The 19,188-nt window shown below is 63.6% G+C and carries 18 protein-coding genes and 1 tRNA gene; 10 read left to right on the top strand and 9 right to left on the bottom strand.

The genetic code is table 11. The features are described from left to right. Window positions 1-56: 56 nt before the first annotated feature. Window positions 57-131: transfer RNA gene (locus MESOP_RS12545), tRNA-Thr, on the bottom strand. A 164-nt stretch (window positions 132-295) separates the two neighbouring features. On the opposite strand from MESOP_RS12545, the gene MESOP_RS12540 reads away from it, so the two are divergent. From MESOP_RS12540 to yacG, 9 genes are all read left to right on the top strand, one after another. Then, a complete protein-coding gene (locus MESOP_RS12540) occupies window positions 296-472 on the top strand; it encodes a hypothetical protein (protein WP_083833364.1) in 177 nt (58 codons plus the stop codon). Between the two features lie 128 nt (window positions 473-600). Further along, the gene (murA, locus tag MESOP_RS12535; protein ID WP_013893698.1) at window positions 601-1,893 is read left to right on the top strand and encodes a UDP-N-acetylglucosamine 1-carboxyvinyltransferase; all 1,293 of its coding nucleotides are present in this window, start codon (window positions 601-603) and stop codon (window positions 1,891-1,893) included. Between the two features lie 175 nt (window positions 1,894-2,068). Continuing rightward, window positions 2,069-2,503 (top strand): DUF2948 family protein, encoded by a 435-nt coding sequence (locus tag MESOP_RS12530; RefSeq protein WP_013893697.1) that lies wholly within the window; start codon window positions 2,069-2,071, stop codon window positions 2,501-2,503. Between the two features lie 7 nt (window positions 2,504-2,510). After that, window positions 2,511-3,803, top strand: coding sequence for a histidinol dehydrogenase (gene hisD / locus MESOP_RS12525; RefSeq protein WP_013893696.1), 1,293 nt, complete (start codon window positions 2,511-2,513; stop codon window positions 3,801-3,803). A gap of 6 nt (window positions 3,804-3,809) precedes the next feature. After that, window positions 3,810-4,295: a UPF0262 family protein gene (locus tag MESOP_RS12520; RefSeq protein ID WP_013893695.1), complete on the top strand. Its 486-nt coding sequence runs from the start codon at window positions 3,810-3,812 to the stop codon at window positions 4,293-4,295. Further along, a complete protein-coding gene (locus tag MESOP_RS12515; RefSeq protein ID WP_083833242.1) occupies window positions 4,283-4,738 on the top strand; it encodes an arsenate-mycothiol transferase ArsC in 456 nt (151 codons plus the stop codon). The genes MESOP_RS12520 and MESOP_RS12515 overlap by 13 nt, the downstream gene beginning before the upstream one ends. Before the next feature lie 87 nt (window positions 4,739-4,825). Next, on the top strand, window positions 4,826-5,044 hold the full coding sequence (gene infA / locus MESOP_RS12510; protein WP_006200926.1) for a translation initiation factor IF-1: 219 nt from the start codon (window positions 4,826-4,828) through the stop codon (window positions 5,042-5,044). 23 nt (window positions 5,045-5,067) lie between these two features. Continuing rightward, entirely contained in the window at window positions 5,068-5,694 is a 627-nt protein-coding gene (locus MESOP_RS12505) for a Maf-like protein (RefSeq protein ID WP_013893693.1), read from the top strand. Further along, window positions 5,691-5,888, top strand: a complete 198-nt coding sequence (gene yacG, locus MESOP_RS12500; RefSeq protein ID WP_013893692.1) for a DNA gyrase inhibitor YacG — start codon at window positions 5,691-5,693, stop codon at window positions 5,886-5,888. Before MESOP_RS12505 ends, yacG begins: the two co-directional genes overlap by 4 nt. Before the next feature lie 26 nt (window positions 5,889-5,914). Here yacG and melA (MESOP_RS12495) read toward each other — a convergent pair whose 3' ends face one another. From melA (MESOP_RS12495) to melA (MESOP_RS12470), 6 genes are all read right to left on the bottom strand, one after another. Further along, window positions 5,915-7,285 (bottom strand): alpha-glucosidase/alpha-galactosidase, encoded by a 1,371-nt coding sequence (gene melA, locus MESOP_RS12495; RefSeq protein WP_013893691.1) that lies wholly within the window; start codon window positions 7,283-7,285, stop codon window positions 5,915-5,917. Window positions 7,286-7,303: 18 nt separating this feature from the next. After that, window positions 7,304-8,971: an ABC transporter ATP-binding protein gene (locus tag MESOP_RS12490; RefSeq protein ID WP_013893690.1), complete on the bottom strand. Its 1,668-nt coding sequence runs from the start codon at window positions 8,969-8,971 to the stop codon at window positions 7,304-7,306. 10 nt (window positions 8,972-8,981) lie between these two features. Beyond that, window positions 8,982-10,121 carry an ABC transporter permease gene (locus MESOP_RS12485; protein ID WP_013893689.1) on the bottom strand — a complete coding sequence of 380 codons (1,140 nt, stop codon included), beginning with the start codon at window positions 10,119-10,121 and terminating at the stop codon, window positions 8,982-8,984. Beyond that, window positions 10,122-11,129: an ABC transporter permease gene (locus tag MESOP_RS12480; protein ID WP_013893688.1), complete on the bottom strand. Its 1,008-nt coding sequence runs from the start codon at window positions 11,127-11,129 to the stop codon at window positions 10,122-10,124. It abuts the gene before it with no gap. Window positions 11,130-11,242: 113 nt separating this feature from the next. Further along, entirely contained in the window at window positions 11,243-13,324 is a 2,082-nt protein-coding gene (locus MESOP_RS12475) for an ABC transporter substrate-binding protein (protein WP_013893687.1), read from the bottom strand. A gap of 102 nt (window positions 13,325-13,426) precedes the next feature. Continuing rightward, the gene (gene melA / locus MESOP_RS12470; RefSeq protein ID WP_013893686.1) at window positions 13,427-14,893 is read right to left on the bottom strand and encodes an alpha-glucosidase/alpha-galactosidase; all 1,467 of its coding nucleotides are present in this window, start codon (window positions 14,891-14,893) and stop codon (window positions 13,427-13,429) included. Window positions 14,894-15,137: 244 nt separating this feature from the next. Here melA (MESOP_RS12470) and MESOP_RS12465 point away from each other — a divergent pair, with 244 nt between their 5' ends. Further along, window positions 15,138-16,013, top strand: a complete 876-nt coding sequence (locus MESOP_RS12465) for an AraC family transcriptional regulator (protein ID WP_083833363.1) — start codon at window positions 15,138-15,140, stop codon at window positions 16,011-16,013. 29 nt (window positions 16,014-16,042) lie between these two features. Here the strand turns inward: MESOP_RS12465 and MESOP_RS12460 are convergent, their stop codons facing one another. Together MESOP_RS12460 and MESOP_RS12455 are read right to left on the bottom strand one after the other, a co-directional pair. Next, the gene (locus MESOP_RS12460; protein WP_013893684.1) at window positions 16,043-18,070 is read right to left on the bottom strand and encodes an aldo/keto reductase; all 2,028 of its coding nucleotides are present in this window, start codon (window positions 18,068-18,070) and stop codon (window positions 16,043-16,045) included. 35 nt (window positions 18,071-18,105) lie between these two features. Beyond that, window positions 18,106-19,185 (bottom strand): ABC transporter ATP-binding protein, encoded by a 1,080-nt coding sequence (locus tag MESOP_RS12455; protein WP_013893683.1) that lies wholly within the window; start codon window positions 19,183-19,185, stop codon window positions 18,106-18,108. Window positions 19,186-19,188: the final 3 nt, after the last annotated feature.

Here is a 19,188-nt window from a genome sequence, read left to right as displayed (position 1 = left end):
ATCGGGCGCACGCCGAGGTTCCAAAGCAGACCAAATTGAGGAAAGCGGAGAGAATCTGGTGCTGCGAGAGAGGATTGAACTCTCGACCTCTCCCTTACCAAGGGAGTGCTCTACCACTGAGCTACCGCAGCCGCTGATGGCGGGCTTCTGCCATATCGAACCGGCAAGCGCAAGGCCAAGTGCAATGCTTCTGTGAAAGCCTTTGCCGGATAGCTTTTAATGACATGGCGGCGCCACAATGTTGGCTATCCCTGAATGGGTGTCGGCCGACGGGCAGGCGGGACGGGACGGGACGATGAACGACAAGACAAATGAAGCAAAAAAGGGCGGCACGGACCGCAAGGACCGGCTCGCCGAGCAATTGCGGGCCAATCTGCAGAAGCGCAAGGCGCAGTCGCGCTCGCGCCGCACCGGCGGCGCCGACCAGCGGCCGGAGGGGCTCGGCGGAGCCGAGGAAATACAAAAAGATTAACTCAAATCGGCCACTCTTGGACCGGGGTGGGCGAAATCCTATTTCTTGAACCACGCCGGCCAATGGTCTAGACGGACCGATACTCAAACGATTGAACCGGCCTTTTCTGGCCGAGAGGGACGTTTTCCATGGATCGCATCAGAATTGTCGGCGGCAACAAGCTTGCCGGAAGTATTCCGATCTCGGGCGCGAAAAACGCGGCCCTGCCGCTGATGATCGCCTCGCTGTTGACCGACGACACGCTGACGCTGGAAAACGTTCCGCATCTGGCCGATGTCGAGCAGCTGATCCGGATCCTCGGCAATCACGGCGTCGACTATTCGGTCAATGGCCGCCGCGAGAAGCAGAATGAAGGCTATTCGCGCACCATCAACTTCTCCGCCCGCAACATCGTCGACACGACCGCCCCTTACGAGCTGGTGTCGAAGATGCGCGCGTCGTTCTGGGTGATCGGGCCGCTGCTGGCCCGCATGGGCGAGGCGAAAGTGTCGCTGCCGGGCGGCTGCGCCATCGGCACGCGTCCGGTCGACCTGTTCCTCGAAGGCCTGCAGGCGCTGGGCGCCGACATCGATGTCGACACCGGCTATGTGCTTGCCAAGACCCGGAACGGCCGCCTTGTCGGCAACCGCTACGTGTTCCCGAAAGTCTCGGTCGGCGCCACCCATGTGCTGATGATGGCTGCGTCGCTGGCCAAGGGCGAGACGGTGCTGGAGAACGCCGCCTGCGAGCCCGAGATCGTCAACCTCGCCGAATGCCTCAATGCCATGGGCGCCAGGATCTCCGGCGCCGGCACGCCAACCATCACCATTGACGGCGTCGAAGCGCTTTCGGGCGCCCGCGTACGCGTCATTCCCGACCGCATCGAGACCGGCACCTATGCCATGGCCGTCGCCATGACCGGCGGCGACGTCGTGCTCGAAGGGGCGCGTCCCGAATTGCTGCAGACCGCGCTGGACGTGATCGCCCAGACCGGCGCCGAGATCACGCAGACCAATTCCGGCATCCGCGTGAAGCGCAACGGCGCCGGCATTTCGCCGGTCGACGTGACGACTGCGCCGTTCCCGGCCTTCCCGACCGATCTGCAGGCGCAGTTCATGGGCCTGATGACAATGGCCAAGGGCAAGTCGCGCATCACCGAAACGATCTTCGAGAACCGCTTCATGCACGTCCAGGAACTGGCCCGGCTCGGCGCCCACATCACGCTTTCAGGCCAGACGGCGATCGTCGACGGCGTGGCGAAGCTGAAAGGCGCGCCGGTTATGGCCACCGATCTTCGCGCTTCCGTCTCGCTGGTCATCGCCGGCCTGGCCGCCGAAGGCGAGACCACGGTCAACCGTGTCTACCATCTCGACCGCGGCTTCGAGCGGCTGGAAGAGAAGCTCTCCAACTGCGGCGCGGTGATCGAGCGTATCTCGGCGTAACGACTGCTACCTCTGCTTCTGCGCAGGCGATTGGCGAAAGCCGAGGCAGCTCTAATCTCCCCTCTTCCGGGGGAGATCGGCAGCTTTGCCGAGGCGCTAGCCCGTGCTGCGGTTGCACCGACCGGAAAGACCGCCTAACAGAGGGCTTAAACCAACTTTCAGGTGCACCTTCAGCATGGCAGCCCTCAAACTCATCGCGCTCGACGATCAGGATCTGAGCATTGTCTCGGCCCATGTCCAGGACGCCGTGATGAAGGTTTCGGACCTCGAATTCCTGCCTTCGGCCAAGCGCTTCGTGCTGACCATGAACCGCTTCGTCTGGGAGGCAAAGTCGGGCCTGTTTCGCCAGCATAATGAGCGGCGGCAGGCCGTGCTGCATTTCGACCGGGTGCTCGGCGCCAAGACCAACGGCATCGCCCGCGACAAGCCGGCCGAGATCCTGTCCCTGCTGGCGATCAGTTTTATCGAGATCAGCAAGCCGTCCGGTATCGTCGAGCTGATCTTTTCCGGTGGCGGCACCATCATGCTCGATGTCGAGTGCATCGAGGCCCGCCTTGCCGATGTCGGCGGCGCGTGGGAAGCCACGTCGCGGCCCGTCCACAAGGCTTGAATATCCGATGGCCATCACGCTTCGTCAGTCCGACGCCGATTTCGAGCAGCGTTTCGCCGCTTTCCTGTTGACCAAGCGGGAAGTCTCCGGGGATGTCGACGCCGCCGTGCGGCAGATCATCGCGCGCGTGCGTGCCGAGGGCGACGCGGCGCTGATCGACTACACACAAAGATTCGACCGCGCCGATTTGAACAGCCTCGGCATTGCCGTGTCGAAGGAAGACATTGCGGCCGCCTACGAAACGGCCGACCCGAAGGCGGTCGAAGCGCTTGAATTCGCGCGCGACCGTATCCGCTCCCACCATGAGCGGCAGCGGCCCAAGGATGATCGCTACACGGATGCCGCCGGGGTCCAACTCGGCTGGCGCTGGACGGCAATCGAGGCGGTCGGGCTCTACGTGCCGGGCGGCACCGCAAGTTACCCAAGCTCGGTGCTGATGAACGCCGTGCCCGCCCGGGTGGCCGGCGTCGAGCGCATCGTCATGGTCGTGCCGGCGCCGGGCGGCATCATCAATCCGCTGGTGCTGGTGGCGGCCCATATGGCAGGCGTGTCCGAGATCTACCGCGTCGGCGGCGCCCAGGCGATCGCAGCCCTTGCCTATGGCACCGAGACCATAAAGCCGGTCGCCAAGATCGTCGGGCCCGGCAATGCCTATGTCGCGGCGGCCAAGCGCCAGGTGTTCGGCACGGTCGGCATCGACATGATCGCCGGTCCTTCGGAAGTGCTCGTCGTTGCCGACGGCGACAATGATCCGGACTGGATCGCCGCCGATCTGCTCGCCCAGGCCGAGCACGATGCGTCGGCGCAATCGATCCTGATCACCGACGATCCGGCTTTTGGCAAGGCGGTCGAACAGGCGGTCGAGCGCCAGTTGCAGAGCCTGCCGCGAGCCGAGACGGCGTCGGCGAGCTGGCGCGATTTCGGCGCGGTGATCCTGGTGCCAACGATCGACGCGGCATTGCCGCTGGCCGACCGCATCGCGGCCGAGCATGTCGAGCTGGCCATCGACGATGCCGAGGGCTTTCTGTCGCGGATGCGCAATGCCGGCGCGGTTTTTCTCGGCCGTCATACGCCGGAAGCCATCGGCGACTATGTCGGCGGCTCCAACCATGTGCTGCCGACGGCCCGCTCGGCGCGCTTCTCGTCGGGCCTGTCGGTCCTCGACTTCGTCAAGCGTACCTCGATCCTCAAGCTCGGACCGGAACAGTTGCGCCTGCTGGCGCCGGCGGCGGTCGCGCTGGCAAAGGCGGAAGGGCTCGACGCGCATGGCCGCTCCGTCACCATCCGGCTGAATATGTAGGCGGACATGACGGGCTCCGATCAAAGCCGCGCAAAACTGATCGATGTCGAACTCGATGAATCGATCGGCCGTTCGACGCCCGATGTCGAGCACGAGCGGGCGGTGGCGATCTTCGACCTGATCGAGGAGAACAGTTTTCAGCCCGTCAACGACAGCGGCGCCGGTCCCTACCGGCTGAAACTGTCGCTGGCCGAGCAGCGCCTGGTGTTCGCCGTGGCGCGCGAGGACGGCACCGCTGTGGTCACCCACATCCTATCGCTGACGCCTCTGCGGCGCATCGTCAAGGATTACTACATGATCTGCGAAAGCTATTACGACGCCATCCGCTCCTCGACGCCGAGCCATATCGAGGCGATCGACATGGGCCGCCGGGGTTTGCACAATGAAGGCTCGCAGACGCTGATGGACCGGCTTTCGGGCAAGATCGACATCGATTTCGATACGGCGCGCCGGCTGTTCACGCTGGTCTGCGTGCTGCACTGGCGGGGCTAATCCTGGCTACCCTGCCCCGCTCGATCCTGTTCCTGTGCGGCATGAATGCCGTGCGCTCACCGATGGCAGAGCAGCTGGCACGCCGGATGCTGCCCGCCACCACCTTCGTCGCTTCGGCCGGTGTACGCGCCGGCGAGCGGGATCCATTCGTCGATGCCGTGCTGGCCGAAGACGGTCTTACGCTGGGCGAGCGCCATCCACGGACGCTGGACGAGCTCGAGGACGACTATTTCGACCTCATTGTGACGCTGGCGCCGGAGGCGCACCATGCCGCGCTGGAGCTCACCCGCTCGCTTGCCGTCGAGGTCGAATATTGGCCGACACCGGACCCGACCGGTGCCGGCGGCATGCGCGAGCAGATCATGGCCAGCTATCGCGACGTGCGCGAGCGGCTGAAAGCCCGGATCGGCCGCAGGTTCGTCGCTCCAGACCATCCGGATTAAGCGTGTTCACAAGCGAACGATTATCATATAGGTTCCGCCGAAATTCCAGCCGGGGCGCTGGAATTGCCATCCAAGCAAAGGTATCGAATGCCGAAGGAAGAAGTCCTCGAGTTTCCGGGTGTCGTGACGGAATTGTTGCCCAACGCGATGTTCCGGGTGAAACTCGAAAACGAACACGAGATCATCGCCCATACGGCCGGCCGCATGCGCAAGAACCGCATCCGCGTGCTGACCGGCGACAAGGTTCTGGTCGAGATGACGCCATACGACCTGACCAAGGGCCGCATCACCTACCGCTTCAAGTAAGATCAGGGCTTGGCCGGAACGCGATGAGCATTTTGCAGAAGCTGGTGCTTGCCTCGGGTTCGCCGCGCCGTATCGAACTCCTGCAGCAGGCCGGCATCGAGCCGGACCGTATCCTGCCAGCCGATATCGACGAGACGCCGCTGCGTGCCGAGCATCCGCGCTCGCTGGCCAAGCGGCTGTCGAAGGAAAAGGCCGAGAAAGCGTTCGCGTCGCTGAAGACCGAGACGGACCATGCGCCAAGCTTCGTGCTGGCCGCCGACACGGTGGTCGCGGTCGGGCGGCGCATCCTGCCCAAGGCCGAGACGCTCGATGATGCCGCCAACTGCCTCGGCCTGCTGTCGGGCCGCTCGCACCGGGTTTATTCGGGCATCTGCCTGATCACGCCGGGCGGCAAGTTGCGCCAGCGGCTGGTCGAGACGCGGGTGCGCTTCAAGCGGCTGCCACGCGAGGAAATCGACGCCTATGTCGCGTCCGGCGAGTGGCGGGGCAAGGCCGGCGGCTACGCCGTCCAGGGTCTCGCCGGAGCTTTCGTCGTCAAGCTGGTCGGCTCGTACACCAACATCGTCGGCTTGCCGCTCTACGAGACGGTGGCGCTGCTGTCGGGCGAAGGCTTCAAAATCCATCAAAACTGGCTGTCCCCACGGCTATGAGCCCCGACGACAAAGTGACCCCGCTGCGCCCCAAGCGCCCCTGCCCCGAATGCGGCAAGCCCTCGGCGCGCGAGACCTACCCATTCTGCTCGACGCGCTGCAAGGACATCGACCTCAACCGCTGGCTGAAGGGTGCCTATGTCATCAAGGCCCGCGACGACGAGGAAGAGACCGACCCCGACGAGCCGAAATGAAAGCGGCCTTTGGCGACATGCTCTGATCAGGCGGCTTCGTTCTTGCGCCTCACACGCGCCCAGGCTGGCAGCCAGTCACCGTGAGCGGCCAGGAGATCATCGACCAGCGACCAGATCTGGTCGAGATCGAGTTCGGCCGATGTGTGCGGGTCCATCATCGCCGCATGGTAGATGTGCTCGCGGTTCTCGCTCATCAGCGCCCGCACCGTCAGTTCCTGGACGTTGATGTTGGTGCGGATCAGTGCCGTCAGTTGCGGCGGCAGGTCGCCGATGTAGGTCGGCTGAATGCCGGAGGCATCGACAAGGCACGGTACTTCGGCGGCGCAATCGCGGGGCAGCGAGGTGATGCAGCCATTGTTGCGGACATTGCCGTAGATCACCGAGGGTTCGCCGGTCCAGACCGAATTCATGATCGAGGAGGCATATTCCCGGGACGGCTCGACCTCGATACGGTCGGCCGAGCGATAGGCCTGCGCCTGGTCCTTCCAGTGCTCGATCTGTTCGATGCAGCGCTTGGGGTATTCATCGAGCGGAATGCCGTATTTCTCGATCAAATCGGGGCGGCCCTCCTTGATGAAATAGGGCGTGTATTCGGCGAAATGCTCCGAGCTCTCGGTGACGAAGAAGCCCAGCCTGGTCAGCATCTCGTAGCGCACCTTGTTGGGGCAGCGCGGGTTCCAGCCGGGCTTTGGCGCGCGGCCTTCGCGATAGGCGCGCACGAGATCGGGATAGAGGTCGCGGTAGGAGCCGTCCGCCTGGCGATGCTCGAATTTCAGGTAGAAGGCCATGTGGTTTATGCCGGCCGAGCGATAGCGGATTTCCTCGTAGGGAAGGTCGAGATCATGTGCCAATTCCATCGCCGTGCCCTGCACCGAATGGCAGAGGCCGACCTGTTTGATATCAGGGTATTTTTCCGATATCGCCCAGGTGTTGATCGCCATCGGGTTGACGTATTGCAGCATGATCGCTTTGGGGCAGACGGCGAGCATGTCCTCGCAGATCTTCCACAGATGCGGAACGGTCCGCAGGCCGCGCATGATGCCGCCGACGCCGAGCGTGTCGGCAATCGTCTGGCGCAGGCCGTATTTCTTCGGCACTTCGAAGTCGGTGACCGTGCAGGGTTCGTAGCCGCCGATCTGAAAGGCGACGACGACGAAGTCGGCCCCGGAAAGTGCCTTGCGCTGGTCGGAGTAAGTCTCGGCCTTCGCCTTGACGCCGAGCGTCGCGATCAGCTTGTTGACGACGACGGCGCTCTCCTCCAGCCGCTGCGGATTGATGTCCATGAGAGCGATCGTCGCGCCCGACAGCGACGGACGCTGCAGCACATCGCCGACGATGTTCTTCATGAACACCGTCGAGCCGGCGCCGATGAAAGTGATCCTGGGATTTTTTGCCACGCTAACCTCCGGCTATGTTCAGGCCACGTCGAAAGCGGCCCTGACGAGCCGTTCGGTGTAGGCGGTCTTGGGATTGGAGAGGACCTCGTCGACAGGTCCCTGCTCGACGATCTTCCCATGCTGCATGACGATGACGCGATGGCAGAGCGCCCGCACCACCTTGAGGTCGTGCGAAATGAAGAGGTAGCTCAGGCCGCGCTCGTCCTGCAGCTTGCGTAAGAGGTCGACGATCTGGGCCTGGACGGAGAGGTCGAGCGCCGAGGTCGGCTCGTCGAGCAGGATGAATTCGGGTTCGAGCGCGATGGCACGGGCAATGGCGATACGCTGGCGCTGGCCGCCGGAAAATTCGTGGGGAAAGCGCGACAGGATATCGCCGGGCATGCCGGCGCTGACCAGTGCCTCGCGCACCCGCTCGACCCGCTCGCGCCGCGTCGCGCCGATGCTGTTGACGATCAGCCCTTCCTCGATGATCTGGCCGATCGTCATGCGCGGATTGAGCGAGGAGAAGGGATCCTGGAAGACGATCTGCATGCGCGAACGCAGCGGCCGCATCTCGTTGCGGGACAGGCCCTGGATCGGCTGGCCGTCGAAACGGATTTCGCCGCGCTTGGCGTCGATCAACCTCAGCAAGGCCTGGCCGAAGGTGGTCTTGCCGGAACCGGATTCGCCAACCAGCCCCAGCGTCTCATGACGGCAAAGTTTAAGGCCGAGATCGTCGACGGCGACCAGTTCGCGCCAGTCCGGTTTCAGGAAGGTGCCGTGGCGCAGCATGAAGCAGACGCGCACGCCATTCGCCTCGAGGATGGTGCCACTGCCCTCCGGCAGCGGTTGTGGCCGTCCGCGCGGCTCGGAAGCCAGCAGCCGCCTGGTGTAGGGGTGCTGCGGATCGGCGAACAGCCGTTCCGTGACGTTGTGCTCGCACATTTCGCCATGCTGCATGACATAGACGTAGTCGGAGAATTTGCGCACCACGGTGAGATCATGGGTGATCAGGATCACCGCCATCCGCAGCTCTTTCTGCAGATTGCGGATCAGGTTGAGGATCTGCGCCTGGACGGTGACGTCGAGCGCGGTCGTCGGCTCGTCGGCGACCAGCACGTCGGGATTGTTGGCGAGCGCCATGGCGATCATTACGCGCTGGCGCTGGCCGCCTGAAAGCTGGTGCGGGTATTGCTTGAGCCGCGCTTCCGGCTCGGGAATCTGCACATGCCGCAGCAGCTCGAGCGCCCGCGCCCAGGCTTGCCTGCGGCCCACCTTGCGGTGCACCCTGATCGCCTCGACGATCTGGCTGCCGACCGTGTAGATCGGATTGAGCGAACTCATCGGCTCCTGGAAGATCATCGAGATGCGGTTGCCGCGCAGCTTGCGGCGGTCGCGCTCGGCGAATTTCAGGATGTTCTGGCCGTCGTAACAGACGCTCGATCTTGGCGACACGGTGGCCCGCCGCGACAGCAGCCCCATGACGGTGCGCGCCGTCACCGACTTGCCGGAGCCGGATTCGCCGACGATGGCGATCGTCTCCCCGCGATAGAGCTGGAACGAGACGTCCTTGACCGCCTCGACGACGCCGTGCTCGACCTTGAAGGCGACCTCGATGTTGCGGGCGTCGATGATGGGCTCGCCCTGGCGCCCGTCATGGTCGTGGCGGACGGCAGGTGCGAAGGATTCGGCGAGCGCGACGGTCATTCCTGCCACCTCAATAGGGGTCGACGGCGTCGCGCAGGCCGTCGCCCAGCGCGTTGAAGGCAAAGACGGTGACGAGCACGAAACCGACCGGCGACAGGATCCAGGGATAGGTGCCTATGACGGAATAGGTCGCGGTATCCTGCAGCATCAGGCCCCAGGAGATCAGCGGTGGCTTGACCGCGAAGCCGAGGAACCCGAGGAAAGATTCCAAGAGCACCACTGTCGGGATCGCCAGCGTAACGGCGACGATCACGTGGCTCATCACATTGGGGAAGATGTGCTGCATGATGATGCGCCGGTCGGTGGCGCCAACCGCCATGGCGGCGCGCACATATTCGATCCGCGCCAGCGCCAGCGTCTTGCCGCGCACCTCGCGCGACATCTGCGCCCAACCCAATGCCGACATGACGATGATGACGAAGGCGAGGAAGACATTGGTGGGCGCGGTGACCGGGATCAACGTCGTCAGCGCCAGATAGAGCGGCAATTGCGGAAAGGCGAGCACCAGTTCGACGAAGCGCTGCATCCAGACATCGAACCGGCCGCCGAAGTAGCCGGAGACCATGCCGACGGTGGTGCCGATAACGGTGATGATGAAGACCACCGTCAGCGCGATCATCAGCGAGACGCGCGAGCCGTGGATGGCGCGCGACAGGACATCGCGGCCGAACTTGTCGGTCCCGAGGAAATGCACCGGCAGGCCGTCCATCGAGGCGAAGAAATGCCGGTTGGCCGGAATGAGCCCGAAGAGCCTGTAGGGCGCGCCCTCGACGAAGAAACCGAGCAGCCTCGGGTGGTCGTAGTCGGGGCCGACGATGGGCTGGAAGGTGACCGGATCGAGATCCGCCGAATCGGCCAGCGCATAGACCCTCGGCCGCATGACGACATTGCCGTCCTTGTCGTGGAAGGAAGGCACTTGCGGCGGCGCGAAGCCGACATCGGTCGCCTTCGGATCCATCGGCGCCAGGAACTCGGCGAACACCGCCATCACCAGCAGCAGCACGACGAGCCAGAGCCCGGCCATGCCGGTCCAGGAGCGCTTCAGCCGGCGCCAGACAAGCGCCATGTAGCTCTCGTTGCCGCGCGCCGGTATGGCTACGATGGGCGCTTCGGCCGGCAGCGGTGGGGGTGACGGATCGCGCGCCAGCATCTAGCTCTCCCCGAACTGGCGCACACGCGGATCGAGCAGGACGAGCAGCATGTCGGCGATGATGTTGCCGACGATCAGCGTCGCCGACAGCACCATCATGAAGGTGGCGGTGACGTAGACGTCGCCGACCGCCATCGAGCCGACGATCGCCGGGCCGACCGTCGGCAGCGCGAAGATGATCGCCGTCTCGATCTCGCCGGTGAGCATGTAGGGCAGCACCACGCCTTGATACATGACGAGCGGATGCAGCGCATTGGGTACGGCATGGCGCATGACGACGGCGCTGCCGGTCAATCCCTTGGCTCTCGCCGTCTCGACATATTGGGCGTTCAGCGTATCCAGCAGATTGCCGCGCATGACGCGCATGTTGTAGGCGAGGCCGCCGAAGGTGGCGATCGCGACCACGGGCCAGACATGCTTGACGAGGTCGGCGAACTTGCCCCACGACCACGGCGCGCCGCCATATTGCGGTGAGAAGAACGAGCCGATCTCCGACACGTTGAACTGGAAGACCAGCAGATAGACGATGATCAGCGCCATCAGGAAGCGCGGCACCGTCATGCCGAGGAAGGAGATAGCCGACAGCGTCGAGTCGATCCAGGTGTATTGCCGGGTCGCCGCCCATATGCCGAAGGTGATGCCCAGCACCGAGGCGAGGAGATGACAGACCAGCGCCAGCAGCAGTGTGCGCGGCAGGCGCTCGCCGACGACGTCAGCAACCGGCTTGTTGTAATAGAGGCTGTAGCCGAAATCACCGCGGGTGACGATGCCGCCGATCCAGTTGAGATACTGGACGGGCAACGGCTTATCGAGGCCATGTTCGATGCGATAGGCGTTGGCCTGTGCGTCGGCTTGGGCGAAGGAGGCTCCGCCCTGGTTGATCAGCTGCGAGCGGATGTAGTCGGCATAATCGCCCGGCGGCGCCTGGATGATGGCAAAGGTGACGAGACTCAAGATGGCGAGGACCGGTATCGCCGACGCTATGCGCATGGCCAGGAATCGCAGCATGGACGGTCCGCTTCCTCATCTTGCCGGACGCGCCGCTTGGGGCGTTCGGAGGTTGGTTTTTCCCGGCCGCGCCATCAGCGCGGCCGGGTCTCTCTCAGTCAGGGGAGGTAAACCTACATCGGGCCCTTGTCTCCGGGTTTGCCGGGGAGCTCCTCAGGGAACAGTTCGTATTTCGCCTGCTTGTCAGCCGCGACAAAGACACGTTCGCGGACGATCGAATCCTCGGCCCAGTTGAACATGAAGATCGGCGTACCCTGCGGAATGTTGGAGAAGCGCTTGTTGACGATCAGCGCCCCGGGATACTCCGTCAGGCCGATATTGTAGACGTGTTCCGTCGATATCTTCTGGAACTCCTTCATCAGGCTGGCGCGCTCATCATTGTCCGACGAGGAGACGAACTTGTTGACGATGTCGACGAGGTCCTTTTCGAAAGGCATCAGGTCGACCTGGCCGCTTTCCGGCGCGCGGTGATCCCAGCTGGTCTTCGGGCCGACCGGAGCGAGCTGCACTGTATTCTGTACGACGGAGGTCAGCTCCTGCTCGTTGCGCCGGATCAGCCAGTCGAAGCGCCCGGAATATTGCGAGGCGTCGCGCTGGGTGCCGTTGAGACCGTTGAGCACAACCCGAAGCCCGAGCTTCTCCATCTGAGCGACGACGCCTTCGGCGAGGCTCTTGTCGGTGCCGTAGTCGTTGTTGACCAGCATCACGATCTCGACATTCTTGCCGCCGGCGGTGCCCGCCGGGAAGTTCACGAAACCGTCGCCATCCGTGTCCTTGAGGCCGGCCTTGGCGAGCTCGGCCTTGGCGCCCTCAAGGTCGAAGGGATAATAGACGGTCGACTTGCGGTCATAGAAGCTGGTGCCAGACGAGAAGCCGCCGGGATAGATGGCGGTGAACGGCCCCTTGACCAGCGAGTCGCCAAGCGCCTTGCGGTCGAGCGCCATGGTGACGGCCTTGCGGAAATCCTCGTTGCGGTTCAGTTCGCGGATGGCCTGGCCGCGCTCGTCCGGGTTGCCCCAGCCATTGGCGGAAAAGTTCAGGCGCAGATTGTAGCCGATGAGCCGCGGGCCGAAGGCCAGACGTGCCGGCGCGTTCGCCTCGGCCGCACGCTTCAGCGAGGCGACGAAATTTTCCGGCTGCTCCAGATTGGAGAAATCGCCCGAGCCGGCGACCGCCTGGACGTCGCGGTCGGCCCAGGTCGACAGCTTGTACTGCAGTTCGTCGAGGTAGGGCAGCTGGTTACCCTTTTCGTCGACCTTCCAATAGTAGGGGTTGCGGCGCATGACGATGATGTCGTCCGGCCGGTAATCGACCGGCACCCAGGCGCCCATCACCGGCATGTTCATATATTCCGGTGGGAAGGCGTTCTTGAACTGGTCGTAGGTGTTCTTCGAATATTTGGGATGCTGCGGCTTCAATATGTGCGCGGGACCGGGACAGAAAGTGCCGTAGGCCATGGCGTAGAGGTACTGTTTCGGGAAGGCGTCCTTGAAGGTCCACTCGACGGTGTAATCGTCGATCTTTTTCAGCGTCGTGCCGACGCCGAAGGTTTCCTGTGTCGCACCATTCAACGGAGAGACGTTCGGGTCGATGACCTCGTCGTCCCAGTAGAACATGACGTCGTCGGCGTTGAAGGCAACGCCATCGGACCATTTTGCGCCCTCGACCAGATGCATGGTCAGCTTGTGGCCGTCCTTCGACCAGTCCCAGCTTTTGGCCAGATTCGGCAGCGGTTCGGTATCCTTGGCCTCGACCTGGAACAGCGGCGCGGTGCGCGTCAGGCACTCGGAGAGGCCTATGTCGATGCCGCCCCAGCCTTGCGTCTGGCCAGCGCCGTAGTTCCAGCCTTCCGGCCGCCCGCCGATGACATGGCGCATCGTATCGCCATAGACGCCGACGCCATCGGGCATGTTGGCGGTCTTGAAGACCAGCGGCTCCTTCGGCAGCCTGTCCTTCACCGGCGGCAGCTTGCCGGCCTTGACGTATTTTTCCGTCACCCAGTCCGGCTCGTGATATTCCGGCAGCGTCTTGAACTCCAGGATGGAGTCGCGCGCCACATACTTGATCTTGCCTTCGGCCGGAAACGTCGCCGGCGTCGGCGGGACCGTCGGTTCGGAAGCGAAGGCGTTGAGCGCCGGAACGGAGACGCTCAGCGCCAGTCCAGCGACAATGCCAATGCTGCGTAGGTTCCTCATTATCTCCTCCCTCGTGTTCAGACTTTTTCTGCTGCTTGTCTTCTGCCTTGGCGGCTGACTGCGGCGGACCTGCCTCCCGTGGATCCGCGGCCGCTCCCGGGTTCAGCCGGTCTGCTTCAGAGCGGCCTTTTCGGCGCGCAACTCCTCGATCGAGCGGACGTTGCGCCGCGCGGCACCGGCCCATTCGCGGGTCTTGACCACGGATTTCGACAACCGCTCCTTGGCGGCCGGAACGGCATGCGCGTATTGCGGCAACCAGGCGGCCTGGGCGACGACCATTTCGTCGACCATCTGCCAGACCTCCTCCGGGGTCGACACCGCGCCAACCAGCGGATCATGCAGCACGGCGAGCTTCAGGAGATCGATATCGCCCGATATCGCGGCATGGACCGACATGCGCTGGACGTTGATCGAAGACATGCAGGTCGCCGCACAGGCCTCCGGCAGCGTGATGCCGGCGGCCATGTTGATGCCGAAACGATCGACGAAGCCGGGCGACTCGATGATGGCGTCCTGCGGCAAATTGGTGATCACACCATTGTTCTTGACGTTGAAGTGGCCGCGATAGACGCGGTTGGTCTCCAGCGCCTCCAATATGTGGCTGGCATGCTCGTTGGAGCGCTTGGCCACGTCGATCGGCTTCGACGCCGCTTCAAGGAACTGCGGATACTCCGTCTCGAACCAGTTGCGGGTCTCGGTCGAGTAGCGGAGGTAGCCGCCGGTCTCGCCATGGATCCAGTCCGACATGTCGATCCAGCGCATGATCTCGTCCGGACGCTTCCGATACCAGGGCAGGTATTCGGACAGATGGCCGTTGCTTTCGGTCGAATAGACGCCAAAGCGCTTCAGCACGTCGATGCGCAGCTTCTCCTGCTGCGAGTAGACCGGATGCGCTTCGAAGGCGGCAACCAGTTCGTCCTTGCCGATCTTGCGGCCATTCAGGCGCAGATCGGTGAACCAGGTCTGATGGTTGATGCCGGAGCAGATATAGTCGAGCTCCCCAGGCGACTTCGCGCCCAGCACCTTGGCGATCTGCTCGGCACCATGCTGGACGCCGTGGCAGAGCCCGACCGTGTCGACCTTGCCGTACTCGATCGCCGCCCAGGTGTTCATGGCCATCGGGTTGGCGTAGTTGAGGAACTTGGCGTTGGTGTCGGCGACCTCGCGGATGTCCTTGCAGAAGTCGAGGATCACCGGAATGTTGCGTTGGCCGTAGAGAATGCCGCCGGCGCAGATCGTGTCGCCGACGCACTGGTCGATGCCGTATTTCAGGGGAATGCGGATGTCGTCGGCATAGGCTTCCAGGCCGCCGACCCGAACGCAGCTGATGATATAGCGCGCACCTTCGAGCGCCTTGCGGCGGTCGGTGGTCGCCGTCACCCTGGTCGGCAATCCGTTCGCTTCGACGATCCTGTCCAAGATCGCCTTGATCATCTGCAGATTGTGCTCGCTGAGATCGGTCAGCGCGAATTCGATGTCCTTGAATTCGGGCACGCAGAGAATGTCGGTGAACAGTTTCTTGGTGAATCCAACGCTGCCGGCGCCGATAATAGCGATTTTGAAACTCATCACCTTCACCTCGATCCGATCGAATGCTAGGCAAGGAGCAACAAGGGAGGATATGGCCACACGCCAAGGCGCGCCTGCCATTCAAGCCGGAATCCGGCTTTTCTCCTCCCGCCCGCTCCTCGACCGCGGGTCTTTCGCGTTCTTCGAGGCCGGATTATGCGCTTATTCGCGAGCGCGACCAGAGAAGGATTATGCTTTCAGGGGTAATTTTGTGCTGCAGGATTTGATCGCCAACGGACAGTCGATGCGTACGATCTCGCTGCCGCGCGGCCGCCAGCGCCTGCATGCCATGCCGACAAGCACGGGCTATGAAGTGCGCGAAGACGAAATCTACGACTGGGATGGGCGCAAACGCGGCCAGACGCCATTCACCGTGCTCCAGCACACGATCAGCGGAACCGGCCGGCTGCGCTACGAGAACCGCAACTATCGCCTGCAGCGGAACGACACATTGCTCGTGCTGGTGCCACACAACCACCGCTACTGGCTGGCCAGGGACGAGCGCTGGGAATATTTCTGGATCTCGATGAACGGCGAGGAGGCGCTGCGCATCCACAAGTCGATCCTCAGCGTTTCGGGTCCGGTGTTCCGGCTGCAGCCGGCGACGATAGATCATCTTGCCGATTGCAGCTTGCGGCTCGTCAAGGGCGCCGCTTCACCGGGCGCTGCTTCGGCGATCGCCTACGAGGCTGCGATGGCGCTCTATGACGATGTCTTCGGCTCACACGCCTTTGCCGAGAAACAGAGCGCCATGCAGCCGGTCATCGATCACATCAACGCTAACCTCGACAAATCGCTGCCAGTGGCGGAGCTGGTCCAGATCAGCGGCCTCAGCCGGGCCCATTTCTCGCGCTGCTTTGCCGAGAGCGAAGGCCTGCCGCCAGCCGAATTCGTGCTGCAACAACGCCTGCAGCGCGCGGCGAAGCTTTTGACCAAGGCCGACTTCCTGCCGGTGAAGGAAGTCGCCATCCTGTGCGGCTTCGAGGATGCGAACTATTTTTCGAAGGTGTTTCGCCGCCTTTATGGCACCACGCCCAGCCAATTCCGCACCACCGGCATGTATGCCAGCTTGCGGACACCGCCCCGGGTTGGCGTCAGGGTGTCTGACGACGAGACCTGACGCCGCTTTTTGTCCTTGTTTCATGCGTGTCAGGCGGCGTGCAGCCTGCCACTATCCAGCCATTCGAGATCGGCCGGCGAAAGCTTGATGTCGAGGGCGCGCAGGCTGTCGTCCAGCTCGCCCAGCGTGCGCGGCCCGATCAACGGAATGGACGGGAAGGGCTGATTGAGCACATAGGCCAGCGCGATGTGGATCGGGCTCTTGCCCAGTCGTGCGGCAAGTTCGATCGCCCGGTCGCGGCGGCCAAAATTCCGCTCCGAATACCAGACCCGCACCAGTTCCTCATTGTCGCGCAGGTCGCGGCCGGCGCGGTCGGTGAAGAAGCCGCGGCCTTGGCTCGACCAGGCGAAGTTCGGCATCTGCCTGGATGTCAGCCAGGCCTTCCAGTCATCGGTGGAGGAGGTGATGCATCCTGCCCAGATCGGCTCCAGCATCTCGGCCAACGAGAAATTGTTGGAGAGTGCGCCCGGCTTCTGCTTGCCGGTCCGCTGCGCATAGGCAATCGCCTCGTCCATGCGCTGCATCGTCCAGTTCGAGCCGCCGAACGGACCGCGGATGCGGCCGGCCTTGACCTCGCGGTCCATCGCATCGACGAACTCGCCGACCGGCACGTCAGGGTTGTCGCGGTGCATGAAATAGATGTCGACATGATCGGTCTGCAGCCGATCGAGCGACTGGGCGAGCTGCTTGCCGATCACGTCGGGATAGCAGAGCGGCGAATGCGCGCCCTTGGCGATGATCACCGACTGCTCGCGCACGCCACGGTTCTTCAACCATTGGCCGAGCAGCGTCTCGGTGTAGCCGCCGCCATAGACGTAGCCGGTGTCGAACAGATTGCCGCCGGCTTCGAAGAAAGCGTCGAGCAGGATCGAACCCGAGGAGAAGGTGCGGAAATCCTCGAAGCCGAGCGCCACTATGGATGCCTGTTTCGCCAAGCCTGGGATGGCGCGCTTGGCGATCGCGGTGCCGCCGGGGCGCAAGGGCCGGCCGGCAATGGTGCTGGTGCGCAGCGGGGCTTTTTCGATCTCATACTCTAGCCCGACGGCGGCGCGCCATCTGTCGAGCACACGCAAGGTGCCTAGGCTGTCGGCCCAGCCCATCCCCGGCCAGGCGAATTCCTGCTGCCCGGCGCGGATCGCCTCGCCGGCGCCGTCGACCTCGAAGGAATAGACATGGCGTTTTTCGTTGACGCTGATCGTCTCTCGCGACCCGTCGGCGCCGATCACGTCGATGTGGCCGAGGCCGACATCGCGGTTGCCGCCGGCGAACCAGAAGTCCGGCACTTCGATGCGCCCCTTGGTGCCGAGGATGCGAAGGACATTGTCCTGGTTGAGTGAGATGCTGCAGGAGACCTCCGCGACGATGCCATCAGGGAAATGCAGCAGCGCCGAAGCCCACTCATCGACGCCGGACTGGCCGAGATGGGCGGTGCCCACCACCCTGTCGGGTTCGGCAAAGGGTTTTCCCGATGCCGCGCCGGCAATCAGCCGGACCATCGAGACGGGATAGCCGCCGACGTCCAGGATGCCGCCGCCGGCGAGCTCATTGGCATAAAGCCGGTGCTGCGGCATGAAGCCCGGCATGGCGAAGCCGAAGCTCGACTTGATCATCCTGATCTCGCCGATGACGCCGGACTTGATGAGTTCCACCAGCTTCAGCGTCTGCGGATGCAGCCGGTACATGAAGGCTTCGCCGAGAAAGGTGCCGGCCTTGCGCGCGGCGTGGATCATGGCGTCGGCCTCGAAGGCGGTCAGCGCCAACGGCTTTTCGCACAGCACGTGCTTGCCCGCTTCCGCCGCCCGGATCGCCCATTGCGCATGGCCGGGATGCGGAACCGCGATGTAGACGGCATCGATGTCCGGGTCGGCAAGCAATGCTTCATAGCCGTCGAGGATGCGGGCACCGGGGAAATTCTCCGCAAGGCCCGGCTTGGCGGGATTGCGCGCGCCGATGGCGACCAGTTTTCCGGTGTGCGAAGCGGCCACGCCGCCGGTAAAAGCCCGGGCGATGCCGCCCGGACCAAGAATGCCCCAGCGAATGGGCGTGGTTGCAGTCATTGTCATTCTCCTTGAAGGCTGGAAGGGGCGGCCAGTCAGCGCAGCCGCAGCCCTTTTTCGTCGAACAGGTAGGATTTGCGGATGGAAACGGTGACTTCGGACGTGTCGGGAACCTTGGCCGCGTCGCGCTGGATCACCACGTCTTCGCCGTGCGCCGTGCGGGCATAGAGAAAGCTCGTGCCGCCAAGGTGTTCGATCACGTCGATGGCGACGACGAGATCGGTGTCACCTTCTCCGGCGACGCCGAAATGTTCGGGCCGCACGCCGACAATGACCTTCGTCCCGGCCTCCGGCGCTGTGCCGGTCAGCGGCTGGGTGATGCGGGTTTTCTCCTGGCCCGCCAGCTCGACCACGACACCGCGCGCATCGCGCCCGACGATGTGGCCCTTGATGAAGTTCATCTTAGGCGAGCCGACAAACCCCGCCACGAACAAATTGTCGGGATCGTCGTAGAGTTCGAGCGGCCGGCCGATCTGCTCGATATGGCCTGCGCGCAGCACGACGATCCTATCGGCGAGCGTCATCGCCTCGGTCTGGTCGTGGGTGACATAAACCATGGTGGCGCCGAGTTCCTTGTGCAGGCGCGATATCTCGACCCGCATCTGCACGCGCAGTTCGGCGTCGAGATTGGAGAGCGGCTCGTCGAACAGGAACACCTGCGGCTCGCGCACGATGGCGCGGCCGATGGCGACGCGCTGGCGCTGGCCGCCGGAGAGCTTTTTCGGGCGCCGGTCCATCAGTTCGCTGATGCGCAGGATCTCGGCCGCGCGCTTCACCCGCCGCTCCGTGTCGGCCTTCGGATTGCCGGTCATGCGCAATCCGAAGGAGAGGTTCTGCTCGACGCTCATATGCGGATAGAGCGCATAGGACTGGAAGACCATGGCGATGCCGCGGTCGGCCGGCTCGACGTCGTTGACAACCTTGCCGCCGATGGCGATCTCGCCATCACTGATGTCCTCGAGCCCGGCGATCATCCTGAGCAGCGTGGACTTGCCGCAGCCGGAAGGGCCGACGAAGACGACGAACTCGCCGTGCTTGATGTCGATGTTGGCGCCGTGGACGACCTCGAAGGTGCCGAAGCGCTTGACGACATTGTTGAGCGTAACGGTTGCCATGCT

The sequence above is a fragment of the Mesorhizobium opportunistum WSM2075 genome (assembly GCF_000176035.2).
Classification (GTDB): Bacteria; Pseudomonadota; Alphaproteobacteria; order Rhizobiales; family Rhizobiaceae; genus Mesorhizobium; species Mesorhizobium opportunistum.
This window is presented reverse-complemented; position numbering and strand designations above follow the sequence as displayed.